Raw genomic sequence first — 11,351 nt, 5'->3', positions numbered from 1 at the left:
GGGCGGGTCAGGCGCTGCGCGCGGCGGCCGACACGGCGCGGGGTGCCTGGGAGATGACTGCCGAGGCAGTGCGGGCGGCACAGGAACGCTCGCGCGAGATCGCCCAAGGTCTGGCGCAGGACATCGTCGGTCCCATCAAGGAGGCGCTGCAGTCGGGTGAGTTCACCTGGGAGACCTTTGCCAGCGCCATCTCGCGTATCGCGCAGAACCTCGCGAACCGGCTGATCGAGCTGGCCTTCAAGCCGATCGAGAATGCGCTGATGCGGGCCTTCTCCGGTATGGGCGGCGGTGGTGGTTTCTTCGCGAGACTGTTCGGCTTCGCCAGGGGCGGCGCATTCGCAGGTGGTCAGGAACTGACGGCTTTCGCGCGCGGCGGTGTCGTGAACCGGCCGACGGTGTTTCCCTTCTCGCGGGGCATCGGGCTGATGGGCGAGGCCGGTCCCGAGGCGATTTTGCCGCTGCGGCGCGGGCGCGACGGGCGGCTCGGGGTCGAGATGAACAGCGCACCCGCCCAACCGGCGCAGGACATGTCGACGCGGATCATCAACGTGCTCGACCCGTCGGTGGTCGGCGACTACCTCGCCACGCCCTCGGGCGAGCGGGCCATCCTGAACGTCATCCGCCGCAACCGGAGTGCGCTGAATGCCTGAGGTGGGAGGCCCACTGCCGCTGCTGTTCTGGCCCTTCCCGGCGGCGCAGGAGATCACCGAAGTGCTGGAATGGCGCACCGATGTGCTGACATCGCGCGCGGGCGAACAGCGCATCGCGCTCCGGCCCCGGCCGCGCGAGATCGTGACGTTCCGGCATAGGCTGGATGCGCTGGGGATGGCGCGCGCCGCGGAACTCGCCCGCGCGGGGTTCGCGGGCGACTGGCATGTCCCGCTCTGGCACATGGCGCTACAGCCCGCCGCCGATCTGGTGCAAGGCGCGACGGAGATCCTGCTCGACACCGGCGTGGCGGATTTCCGGAGCGGGGAACTGGCGGCGATTGCGGTCGATGGCCGTGAGGCGGCGGCGGTACCCATCGCCAGCGTTCAGCCCGACCGGCTGATCATGGCGGAACCTCTGGTGCTGCAACTGCCCGGTCCGGTCGTGGCGGCACAGCGGGTCACGGTCGCGCCGATACGGGTCGGTGCGCTGACCTCGGCCATCGAGGTTGCGCGCCGCAGGCAGGGAGATGGCACGGTCACGGCCAGCTTCCTGCTGCGCGATGCGCCGGACATCACCGCACCGGTGCTGCCGACCTATCTCGGCCGCCCGGTCCAGACCGACCCGAGCCTTGTGCGCCGCCCGCTCACTGCCAGCCTGCGCCGTGCGGTCGAATACGTCGACAACGGTTTCGGCCCGGTCGTGGCCGAGCCGCTGCGCGACGTCTTCGAGCGGAGCGAGACGATCACGCTGAAGGCGCAAGGCCCCATTGCACGCCACGCCCTGCGGCGCTGGCTCTGGTCGCTTCGCGGGCGGCAGGCCAGCTTCTGGCTGTCGACCTGGGGGCGCGAGCTGCAGTTGCGTTCCGCTATGACCTCTGGATCCACGCTGATGCGCGTGGCACCGGTCGCGTCGCTCCCGGCCTATTTCGGCCGCGCGATCCTGCTGGAAATGCCGACCGCGCTGCGCTTCCGAACGATCACCGCCGCCATCGTCGAGGGCGCGGATCACCGGCTGACGCTGTCCTCGAACCTCGGCGAGCCGGTTTCGCTCGCGACGAGGGTGCATTTCCTGACCGCGATGCGCGCCGACGCGGATCGCGTCGAGATCCAGCATGGCTCGGTGGCGATCGAGGTCACGCTGCCCGTCATCGAGGTGCCCGCATGACCTATGCCAGCATCGAAGCGTCCCCCGCCGAGGGCCGCCCCTATTTCCTCTACCAGTTCGTGGAAGGCGATCAGGTCTGGCGTTTCACCAGCCGCGCCACGGCCTGGACCAGCGCGGGGAGCGACGGAAGCGAAATCACCTGGGAGCCCGCCGCCGTCGCCCATGGCGATGTCGTGCAGACGAGCGAGATCGAACGCGGGCGGCTGGAACTAACCTGGCCGCTCTCGCATCCTTTCGCGCGGCGCTTTCTCGCCCCCTTGGGCAATACGCCTGTGACGCTGACCCTCTTCCGGGGCCACGAGCAGGTGCTGGGCGAGACCGTCGCGCATTGGAAAGGCCGCGTGGTGGGTGCAGAGGTGGAGGGGCAGCGCATCCTGCTGCAGGCCGAGTCGATCTTCAGCACGCTGCGACGCGCGGGCGTGCGGGCGAAGTACCAGCGGCTTTGCCGCCATGCCCTCTACGGGCGCGGCTGCGGGCTCGACATCGCGCTCTACTGGCTGACCGGCACGGTGACAGCCGTAGCTGGCAACGGCTTGACCGTGACGATCCCTGAGGCGGCGGCTGAGCCCGCCGGCTGGTACCGGGGCGGTGTGCTCAGGTTCGGGGCGCAACTTGGGTTCATCACCGGCCATGCCGGGGCCGCCCTAACCCTATCGCGCCCGATGCCTGAACTGGCGGCGGCGCTCGCTGCGTCGGAGATCGACCCGGAAACCGGCACGCCGCTCCCGGTTCTCGCCGACATCGCCCCGGGCTGCGATCTGCGCGCAGCCACCTGCGCGGCAAAGTTCGGCAACCTCGTGAACTTCGGGGGCTTCCCCGAGATCCCCGGCCGCAATCCCTTCGGCGGCGGCTCCATCGTCTGAGAACGCCATATGGTCTGGACCTTCATCGCACGGCTCGTCCTTGGGCTGGTGCTCTCGGCGATTTCCTATGCGCTGAGCCCGCGTCCCAAGGTCGAGAAGCCGCAAGCCGCGGGCCTCGACGACTTCTCGCTGCCCACCGCCGAGGAGGGTCGGCCGATCCCGGTTGTGTTCGGGACGGTGCTGATCACCGGGCCGAACGTCGTCTGGGCAGGCGACCTGAAGGTGGACCCGATCAAGAAGAAAGGCGGAAAGAAGTGACCCGCGTGACGATCCAGGACCTGCGCGATGCCCGCTATTGCCTCGCAGGCGTGCGGCCATGGTTCCGGCGCCACGAGTTCGACTGGCAGGACTTCCTCGCCCACGGCATCGATGCCGACCGCCTGCGCGCGACCGAGGATGCGCTGGTGGAACCGGTGATCCGGATCGCCGAGATGCGGGAGGGTGCATCCGAGGAGGATCGCGATGGGCGGTAGCAGCAAGGCACAGACCGTCGGCTATCGCTATTCGCTGGGGATGCATCTGGCGCTGTGCCACGGGCCGATCGATGCCATCCGCGAGATCCTCGTTGACCGCCGCACCGCCTGGTCTGTCACGACCGGCGGCGGCGTCTCGGGCGGCGGCGCGGCCGTCGAGACGCGGATCGGCACGGTCGCGGGCATGGTGGCAACTGCGGCGCTGGCAGGTGATACGGGGGCCACGATCACCTTTCTGGGGACGCGCGCCGGGGTGCGCATCGGTCGGGACTACCGGCTGCAACTGGCGAATGGCACGAGCCAGACGATCACGCTGCGCGGCGTCACATTCAACGCCGCCACCAATGTGACCTCCTGGTCCGTGCTACCCGAGGCGCTGAACTTTGCAGCGCAGGCCGTCGAGGTGTTCGAGGCGACCAGCGCCGCCAGCAACGCAGGTGCCGGGGGTGGGCGTATTCGCATCGACAAGCCCGACCTCTTCGGCGGTGAGAGCCGCGAAGGGGGCATTCGCGGCGATGTCGATGTGCTGATGGGCGGGCCGGGCCAGGGTCAGAACGACTACCTGGCTGCTCGGATGAATGGCGACGTGCCCGGCTATCGCGGGCTCTGCAGCCTGGTGCTGCGGCAGGTCTATCTCGGCATCAATCCGTATCTGAAGCCGTGGGCGGTCCGCGTGACCCGCGTGCTGACCGGCGAGGCAGGCGCGGCGCAATGGTATCCCGAGAAGGCGGCCATCGTGCCCGAGGCCAATATCTCGGATGCCGCGATCTACATTGCGCTTGATGTCTCGGGTTCGATGTCGGGCACGCGCATGGCCGCCCAGAAAGCGGGCGTCGCGGCGCTCATCCGCGAGATCGGAGCCAGCGTCGATCCCGACCGGCCGAACGACATCCGCATCGTGCTCTGGAACGCAGGCGTCGCAGGCGCGATCGAACGGCGCGAGATGGGACCGGACGATTATGCCGCGCTCGAGACCTGGATGCTGGCGCTCTCGAACAGCACCTCGGGCGGCACCAGTTTTGACGCCGCCTTCTCGCAGGCGGGAGCGTTTTTCGCGGGCGGCGGGTCGAAACGACGGATCGTGATCTTCGTAACCGACGGCGAACCTGCGCCGGTCTCCTCGGTCGATGCGGCGCTGGCGATCATTCGCACCCTGCCGCCGGCCGACATCTTCGGCTTTAACATCGCGCTGGCCAACACGACCTCTACCGCGCGCATCGACAACACGCCGGTGGACGGCGTGCCGGTCATCCCGGCTGGCAACCCGCAGGCGCTGGTCGCCTCCCTGCGCGGGGCCTTCGGCAACGGCCCGGACATGAACCCGGCCCATATCATCCGGGAGTGCCTGACAAACCGCGACTGGGGTCTAGGCTATTCGACCGTCGAAATCGGGGCCAGCTTCACGGCCGCTGCGGACACGCTCTACACCGAGGGCTTCGGCCTGTCGCTGATCTGGCAGCAGGACAGCTCCATCGAGGAGTTCATCGGCAGCGTTCTCGACCATATCGACGCGACGCTTTTCATCGACCGGCGCACCGGGCTCTGGGAGTTGCGGCTCATCCGGGCCGACTACACGGCAGCAACACTGCCACTCTTCGACGAGACCAATGTCGTGGACTGGGGGCGGCTGGGGCGGCGTGCGCCGTCGGACCTCGTCAACAGCGTGACCGTGCGCTTCACCGATGCCTGGACGGACGACACGGGGGCGGTCTCTGTCACCGACACCGCCCGGGTGCAGTCGATGGGCGAGGTCATCGCGACCACGCTCGACTATCCGGGCATCCGCTACCAGGGGCTGGCGATCCGGGTGGCTGAGCGCGACCTGCGGGCGCTCTCGGTACCGCTGCTCACGGGCGAGATCGTGGTGAACCGCGAGGGTGCCGATCTCGGTCCTGGCGATGTGATCCGGCTGCGGTCGGAGCGCCTCGGGCTCGACGATGTCGTCATGCGCATCTCCGAGATCGGTCAGGGCGACGGCCGCGACAACGGCATCCGATTGAAGCTCGCCGAGGACGTCTTTGCGCTGGGGGCCACCGCCATCGCGGGCGGGCGCATGCCGACCGGGTCAGGGGTCGCTGCGCCGCCGCGCGCACTGTCCCGGCGCATGGTCGCGGAAGCCACATACTGGCTGCTGGTCCGCGAACTCGGCCACAGTGAGGCCGACCGCATCCTGTCGGAGGATCCGGATGCGGGCGCGTTGGTGGCAACCGGCGAACGTCCCAGCGCCGATGCGCTGGCGGCGGAACTCTGGATCGACCCTGGCACCGGCCCCGCGCAAGAGGGTGTGGTCGCCTTCGCGCCGACGGCGCTGCTCGCGGCGAACGTCACGGACCACCCGGAGGCGCGCGTCTTGCCGGTCACCGGCTGGCGCGACATTGGCGAGGTCGGAATCGGCACGCTGGCGAGCGTCGGCGGCGAACTGGTCCGTGTCGACGGGATCACGTCCACCGCCATCACCGTGGGCCGGGGATGCCTCGATACCGTGCCGCGCGCCCATCCAGAGGGAACCCCGGTAATCTTCTTCGATGAGGGCGCGCGGATCACAGAGGACAGCTGGGCGGCAGGCGAGACCCTCGCGATCCGGCTGCTGCCCGAGACAGGGCGCGGCACGCTCGCGTTTGCGCTGGCGCCCGAGGACAGCGTGACGCTCGACCGCCGCGCCATCCGGCCCCTGCCGCCCGGGCGGGTGCAGGGCAATGGCAGCTACGCGCCGGACGTCGATGCGCTGATCGCCGATGATCTGGTGCTGACCTGGACGCATCGGGACCGGCTGACCCAGACGAGCCCGGTGATCGTCGATCACACCGGCGCTTCGATCGGGCCGGAGCCCGGGGTCGGCTATGCGATCGAGGTGCGCTGGATCGACCCCGACACGGGCGCAGCGCTCATGCCGCCCGGAATTGTGATCGACGCTGGCAGCGGGACGAGCTGGACGCTGGCGCCCGAGGACATCCCCGAGACCGGCGCGCCGGAGCGGACGGCCGAGATCGACCTCGCCGTGCGGTCTCGTCGTCTGGTCGGCGGCAGTTGGGTCACCGACCGCGCGGCACGCCACTTCCGCCTGACCGCGCCCTTTGCCGCCGGGTGGGATCGCGGCTGGGGCTTCCTCTGGGGCACCTGAGCCCCGCAATCACCATCCTCACGACAAGCGAGACCAAGCATGCCCGAACGGATCATGCCGGGACTGGGGCTGCGCGCCTTCTACGATCCCGGCCAGCGCAACTGGGGCACCAGCCTCAGCGAAGACCTGCGCCGCCTCTCTGCCCTCGTGCAGGCGCGCGCCACATCGCGGACCGCAGCACTTCCTGCCACGGGCACCGCAGGCCAGGTCGCCATCGTGCCCGCCTCGGCTGGCGCCAATGCCAACGCGCTTGCCCTCTGGGACCAGTCGCCCGCCGGGGCGGCTGCATGGGTCTACCTGACCCCCGAAGAGGGCTGGCAGGTCTGGATCGCGGATGAAGCGCGGTACGTGCGGTTCACGGGCGGGGCATGGGTCGAGGTGCCGCGTCCCGGCGTGGTGCGCATCCGGACGCTGACGGCGACCAGCCACACGCTGGAAGCCGTCGATCTTGGCAGCATCCTCGAAACAACTGGCTCCTCTGCCGTCACCGTGACGATCCCGGTCGAGGCGACCGTGCCCTTCGAGATCGGCACGCTCATGAATGTCACGCAGGTCGGCGCCGGGATCGCCACGGTCACGGCAGCGCCGGGCGTGTCGCTCAATGGCGTCACCGGCGGCTCGGTCGCTCTCGATGGCCAATGGTCGGGCGCGGCACTCGTCAAGCGTGGTGCAGATGCCTGGGTCATCCAGGGCGCGCTGGCGGGAGCCGTCGCATGAGCCTGCTGATGATGCGCGCCGCCATCCTTGCCCAAGGCGGGGATGCCGCGCCCCCGGTGGATATCGGCTCTGTCTGGCAGCTCGACACTACGCGGCGCCCTCCGGGCTACACGCTGTCCGATGGCAACCAGACCGCCGTGAACACCTCGGGCGGGACCAACTACATGCGCTGGGTACCGAGTGCCAAGGCCATCCTGCCCTCGGACGGGCGGCGCTATTGGGAAGTTCTCTGTGCAGCCAGCGGGGCCGCCAGTTTCGACGGCTACATGGGCGTGGTCTCGGCCGCGCAGCGCGAGGAGTTCAATATCGGGAACAACCCGATCACGCTGGGCTCGATCGCGTATCGCGGCAACGGCACCCTCTGGTCGTCGAACACTGCCACGGCCGCCCAGCAGTTGACGGGGCTGCCCACCTTCGGCGCGGGCGACGTGCTGATGTTCGTCCTAGACCCGGCCACTGCGCGTCTCTGGATCGGCAGGAACGGCGTCTGGCGTGACGATCCAGTGAGCGGGGCGGCCACCTGGACGGCCGCGCATAGCACGGCCTTCTATCCGCAGGTCCAGGGCCGCAATCCCGGCGACGGCGGCACGCTGCGCTCGCAGCCCTCGCAGTTCAGCTATCCGGTGCCGCCCGGCGTGCTGCCTCTCGGCTACGAGCACCCCGACCTGCGCATCTTCGAGGCGCATGCCTTCATCGAACTGGCCTGGGACAAGGTCCTCAGCGTCGGCGAGTTCGAGGCCTGGTTCGATCTCGGCGGCGGCACGCGTCTGACCTCAGGCGGCGTCTCGATCTTCCTCGATCACGGCGGGGGCACGTCCCTCACCGCTGCCCAATCCGCCCTCTACATCGAAGTGGAACTGCCATGAGTTACATCCTGCATCTGGGCCACCAGCCCACCGACATCGCCGGCATCTCGGGGCTTCTGAACACGACCGCCGGAGGGTTCGACCCGACGCTCGACGTCAACGCGATCCGGCACGTCGGCTTCAACAGCTATTCCGCGCCGTTCTCCTTCTCGGTGCCGGAGCCCGTGGGCGATCTCTGGCTGGGATTTCGCTACGTGCCGCCCAACGCCGACGCCAACAGCATCAACCGCGCCGAGGCGAGCTTTCTGGAGTTCTATTCAGCTACCAACGTTCTGCTGGCCCAGATCAAGCCGATCACGACCACCAACCGCTATCACGCCATCGCCGCTGGCGACACCAGCGTGCAGGGCAGTTCCTCCTACACCGCCCCCAATGGACAGCCGCAATGGATCGACGTGCGGGTGGCGGTCGGTGCGGAAATCACCATCGAGTTCCATGTCGAGGGCGTCCTGCAATCGACGGCCACCGCCGCGAACGCGAACGGAAAGGGCAAGCCGCGCCACGTGGTCTTCGCCAACACCGCCCTGCACGGGATTTCCGCGAACCGGACCTGGTACTATGCCCATATCGCGGCCCTCGACGGGGTCTCGACCATCGGGCGGCGCTTCGTGCGCCGCAGCCCGAACGCCATCGCGAGCTTCAACCAGATGGTGGGCAGCATTGATGCGCTGCGCGATGGCGATATCGCCACGCGGGTCGCCAGTACGGCAGCGGGACAGCGCATGTCCTTCTCGCTGACCGGCCCGACCGGACCCGCCTCGGTTTCGGCCATCGCGGGCGTGCATCTCAAGCAGATCGCGCAGGCGGGCACGGTTGGGCCCGACGCCACGGCAGGCTTCCTGCGCATCGGCGGGGTCAACCACGATGCCGCCCCCGAGACCGTGCCGGACCTCGCGCCCAAGCCCGTCTATTCAAGTTGGGCGGTGAACCCGGTCGATGCGAGCCCCTGGAGCGATCTGACCTTGCCCAACGAGGTCGGGATCCTGTCGGCATGAGCCCGCGTCGCTCCGGAGAGGACCATGTCCGCATGTCCGATGCCGAGTTCGAGGAACTGCTGGCACGCGCGGCTGAAGAAGGCGCCAGGCGTGCGCTCGCGGATGTCGGGCTCGACGGCCAGGAGGCCGCGATGGATGTCCGCGACCTGCGCGCGCTGCTCGACTGCATCCGCTTCGTGCGCCGTACGGCCGTGCAGACCACGGTCCATCTCGTCACCACCGGCATCATCCTCGCACTGCTCGCGGGTATCGCGTTGAAGCTGAAGATCTTCGGCCCGGGCGGCTGAGCGCCAACCGGGTCGCCCCGCGACCCAACCCAATCCCCGCAAACCACGCCAACCCGCAGTCGCGTCGCTGCGGGCGGGTATTCTCGTCCCTTCGCAAAGGAACTCTTCCATGTCCGAGCCCATCCGCACCTACCGCCATTTCCGCGATGTGCCGCAGAACCTTTGGCGGTGGCCGAACTTCTCGCCCGCCGAAATCGCCTGCCGTGGCACAGGGCAGATCAAGCTGCACCCCGAGGCGCTCGACAAGCTGCAGGCTTTGCGCGACCGGCTGGGCAAGCCGCTGATCGTGCGGTCTGCCTATCGCAGCCCCGAACACAATCGTGCGGTCGGCGGGGCCAAGTCGTCGAAGCACATGGACGGCACGGCTTTTGATATCGCCATGTCGAACCACGACCCGGTGGCCTTCGAGGCTGCGGCGCGCGAGGTCGGGTTCCTCGGCTTCGGCTTCTATCCGCGATCGGGCTTCATCCATGTCGATCTCGGCCCTGCACGGCAGTGGGGAGAGATGTTCCCGGTCCGGGCGACGGCGTTCGCCGAAGAAGCTCCGCCTGCGCGCGAAGTGCTGGCCGATAGCCGTACCATGAAGGGTGGCGGGGCGGCCGGAGTGGCGACGCTGGGCGCGGCGGGCGTCGAGGTGGCGCAGCAGGTGCTGGCCGAGACCCAGACCGCGATCTTGCCGCTTGTGCCGTATCTCGACACGTTGCGTTGGGTATTCATCGCCGTGGCGCTTGGCGGCATCGCGGTCACGATCTACGCGCGTCTCGATGACTGGCGCCGAGGGCAGCGGTGATGGCCCCGCTCCTGATCGGGTTCGCCGCCAGCCCATGGATGCGGGCCGCTTTGCGCTACGGCGCCATCATCCTCGCCCTGCTCCTGTTCCTGCTTTCGCTTCGGCGGTCCGGCGAGCGAGCGGGACGCCTCGCTGAACGCCTTCAGACCACGGAGAAAGCCAATGATGTCCAACGCCAGATGCTCGAGGCGACGGCTCGTCGTCCTAGGTCTCGCGACGAGCTTGCTGAGCGGCTGCGCAACGGTCGGTTCTGAGCCCGGCATCGCGACCGTCTGCCCGCCCGTGGTAGAGTACACCCGCGAGTTCCAGGCGCGCGCAGCCGAGGAGCTCGCGCGGCTGCCGCACGGGTCGGCCATCGCCGAGATGCTGAGCGACTACGCCGTGATCCGGGATCAGGTCCGTATGTGTTCTCGCCCCTGATCAAGAGCCGAATTGGAGCCTCAAGGTCAGGCAGCAGCGTAGCTGGTAAAGACCTCGTTCGATCCGTCGCGCCGGATCAGAAACACGTCGTAGGCCTCGCGCTGGCTTTCCGGTCCCATCCCGGGCGAGCCGTAGGGCATGCCTGGCACTGCGAGGCCGACCGCGTCGGGGCGTTCCAGCAGGAGACGGCGAATGTCGGCAACAGGGACGTGACCCTCGATAATGTAACCATCCACACGACCCGTATGGCAGGAGACCATCTCCTGCGGGATGCCGTTGTCCAGCTTGTAGCGCATCAGAAGCGTCCCGGCGCTCGCCTCGGTCGTGACGGCGAAGCCGTCGTTCTCGAGGATCTCGATCCAGGCCGAGCAGCAGCCGCAGTTGGGGTCCTTCATCACGTGGATCGCCGGACCGGCGCCTTGCGCCAGAGCCCTCAAGGGCGACGCAGCCGCCAGCGCAGCTGTGCCGATCAGGAGCTTGCGGCGGGAAAACATGTCTTGGGTCATCTGATGTTCCTTTCGAGGTTGGATGTGTGGGCTGGCAGATCAGAGGTCGACCCGCCTGAGCCGCAGGGCGTTGGTGATCACCGAGACCGACGACAGGCTCATCGCCGCCGCCGCGATCATCGGCGAGAGCAGAAGTCCGGTGACAGGGTAAAGCAGCCCGGCGGCGATGGGGACGCCAAGCGCGTTGTAGGCGAAGGCGAAGAACAGGTTCTGCTTGATGTTCCGCAGGGTGGCGCGGGCGAGCTTGCGCGCCCGCACGATGCCCATCAGGTCGCCGCCCAGCAGGGTGATGCCTGCGCTTTCCATCGCAACATCGGCCCCGGTGCCCATGGCGATGCCGACATCGGCGGCGGCGAGCGCGGGGGCGTCGTTCACCCCGTCGCCCGCCATGGCGATCTTGTGGCCGTCGCGGCGCAACTGGTCGATCAGGTCCTTCTTGGCCTCGGGCAGGATGCCTGCGCGCACCTCGTCGATGCCGAGCTTGCCCGCCACCGCCTG

Annotated in this window: 14 protein-coding genes; 12 read left to right on the top strand and 2 right to left on the bottom strand. The window is 68.5% G+C overall.

From position 1 onward, the window contains the following. Positions 1-14 precede the first annotated feature (14 nt). From VR71_RS25065 to VR71_RS14240, 12 genes are all read left to right on the top strand, one after another. The gene (locus VR71_RS25065) at positions 15-650 is read left to right on the top strand and encodes a phage tail tape measure protein (protein WP_296430444.1); all 636 of its coding nucleotides are present in this window, start codon (positions 15-17) and stop codon (positions 648-650) included. Next, positions 643-1,815 (top strand): hypothetical protein, encoded by a 1,173-nt coding sequence (locus tag VR71_RS14290; protein WP_045685073.1) that lies wholly within the window; start codon positions 643-645, stop codon positions 1,813-1,815. The genes VR71_RS25065 and VR71_RS14290 overlap by 8 nt, the downstream gene beginning before the upstream one ends. After that, a complete protein-coding gene (locus VR71_RS14285) occupies positions 1,812-2,678 on the top strand; it encodes a phage BR0599 family protein (RefSeq protein ID WP_045685070.1) in 867 nt (288 codons plus the stop codon). Before VR71_RS14290 ends, VR71_RS14285 begins: the two co-directional genes overlap by 4 nt. Before the next feature lie 9 nt (positions 2,679-2,687). After that, positions 2,688-2,936 (top strand): hypothetical protein, encoded by a 249-nt coding sequence (locus VR71_RS14280; protein WP_045685068.1) that lies wholly within the window; start codon positions 2,688-2,690, stop codon positions 2,934-2,936. Then, the gene (locus VR71_RS14275) at positions 2,933-3,151 is read left to right on the top strand and encodes a hypothetical protein (RefSeq protein WP_045685065.1); all 219 of its coding nucleotides are present in this window, start codon (positions 2,933-2,935) and stop codon (positions 3,149-3,151) included. Before VR71_RS14280 ends, VR71_RS14275 begins: the two co-directional genes overlap by 4 nt. Then, a complete protein-coding gene (locus tag VR71_RS14270; protein ID WP_045685062.1) occupies positions 3,141-6,272 on the top strand; it encodes a phage tail protein in 3,132 nt (1,043 codons plus the stop codon). Before VR71_RS14275 ends, VR71_RS14270 begins: the two co-directional genes overlap by 11 nt. A gap of 39 nt (positions 6,273-6,311) precedes the next feature. After that, positions 6,312-6,989 (top strand): DUF2793 domain-containing protein, encoded by a 678-nt coding sequence (locus VR71_RS25060; protein WP_296430442.1) that lies wholly within the window; start codon positions 6,312-6,314, stop codon positions 6,987-6,989. Then, positions 6,986-7,855 carry a hypothetical protein gene (locus VR71_RS14260; protein WP_045685058.1) on the top strand — a complete coding sequence of 290 codons (870 nt, stop codon included), beginning with the start codon at positions 6,986-6,988 and terminating at the stop codon, positions 7,853-7,855. Before VR71_RS25060 ends, VR71_RS14260 begins: the two co-directional genes overlap by 4 nt. Beyond that, complete coding sequence (locus VR71_RS14255; protein ID WP_045685056.1) at positions 7,852-8,850, top strand: hypothetical protein; 999 nt, start codon at positions 7,852-7,854, stop codon at positions 8,848-8,850. Before VR71_RS14260 ends, VR71_RS14255 begins: the two co-directional genes overlap by 4 nt. A gap of 32 nt (positions 8,851-8,882) precedes the next feature. Beyond that, positions 8,883-9,137, top strand: coding sequence for a DUF6127 family protein (locus VR71_RS14250; RefSeq protein WP_296430440.1), 255 nt, complete (start codon positions 8,883-8,885; stop codon positions 9,135-9,137). Between the two features lie 109 nt (positions 9,138-9,246). After that, the gene (locus tag VR71_RS14245; RefSeq protein WP_045685050.1) at positions 9,247-9,927 is read left to right on the top strand and encodes a D-Ala-D-Ala carboxypeptidase family metallohydrolase; all 681 of its coding nucleotides are present in this window, start codon (positions 9,247-9,249) and stop codon (positions 9,925-9,927) included. Beyond that, positions 9,924-10,181 (top strand): hypothetical protein, encoded by a 258-nt coding sequence (locus tag VR71_RS14240; RefSeq protein WP_045685047.1) that lies wholly within the window; start codon positions 9,924-9,926, stop codon positions 10,179-10,181. The genes VR71_RS14245 and VR71_RS14240 overlap by 4 nt, the downstream gene beginning before the upstream one ends. 192 nt (positions 10,182-10,373) lie before the next feature. Here VR71_RS14240 and VR71_RS14230 read toward each other — a convergent pair whose 3' ends face one another. Both VR71_RS14230 and VR71_RS14225 read right to left on the bottom strand, forming a co-directional pair. Then, positions 10,374-10,853, bottom strand: a complete 480-nt coding sequence (locus VR71_RS14230; protein WP_045685040.1) for a DUF411 domain-containing protein — start codon at positions 10,851-10,853, stop codon at positions 10,374-10,376. Positions 10,854-10,892: 39 nt separating this feature from the next. Further along, the coding region (locus VR71_RS14225; RefSeq protein WP_045685038.1) for an HAD-IC family P-type ATPase at positions 10,893-11,351 on the bottom strand (459 nt) is incomplete at its 5' end.

The organism is Roseovarius sp. BRH_c41, assembly GCF_000961715.1.
Taxonomy (GTDB): Bacteria; Pseudomonadota; Alphaproteobacteria; order Rhodobacterales; family Rhodobacteraceae; genus Roseovarius.
The sequence above is the reverse complement of the archived record's forward strand: the minus strand, read 5'-3'. Positions and strand labels throughout refer to the sequence as shown.

Bases quoted from the DNA above. Each gene is read 5' to 3' on its own strand.
- VR71_RS14255 (WP_045685056.1), top strand. From the start codon at position 7,852: ATGAGTTACATCCTGCATCTGGGCCACCAGCCCACCGACATCGCCGGC.
- VR71_RS14250 (WP_296430440.1), top strand. From the start codon at position 8,883: ATGTCCGATGCCGAGTTCGAGGAACTGCTGGCACGCGCGGCTGAAGAA.
- VR71_RS25060 (WP_296430442.1), top strand. From the start codon at position 6,312: ATGCCCGAACGGATCATGCCGGGACTGGGGCTGCGCGCCTTCTACGAT.
- VR71_RS14230 (WP_045685040.1), bottom strand. From the start codon at position 10,853: ATGACCCAAGACATGTTTTCCCGCCGCAAGCTCCTGATCGGCACAGCT.
- VR71_RS14285 (WP_045685070.1), top strand. From the start codon at position 1,812: ATGACCTATGCCAGCATCGAAGCGTCCCCCGCCGAGGGCCGCCCCTAT.
- VR71_RS14260 (WP_045685058.1), top strand. From the start codon at position 6,986: ATGAGCCTGCTGATGATGCGCGCCGCCATCCTTGCCCAAGGCGGGGAT.
- VR71_RS14290 (WP_045685073.1), top strand. From the start codon at position 643: ATGCCTGAGGTGGGAGGCCCACTGCCGCTGCTGTTCTGGCCCTTCCCG.
- VR71_RS14270 (WP_045685062.1), top strand. From the start codon at position 3,141: ATGGGCGGTAGCAGCAAGGCACAGACCGTCGGCTATCGCTATTCGCTG.
- VR71_RS14245 (WP_045685050.1), top strand. From the start codon at position 9,247: ATGTCCGAGCCCATCCGCACCTACCGCCATTTCCGCGATGTGCCGCAG.
- VR71_RS14280 (WP_045685068.1), top strand. From the start codon at position 2,688: ATGGTCTGGACCTTCATCGCACGGCTCGTCCTTGGGCTGGTGCTCTCG.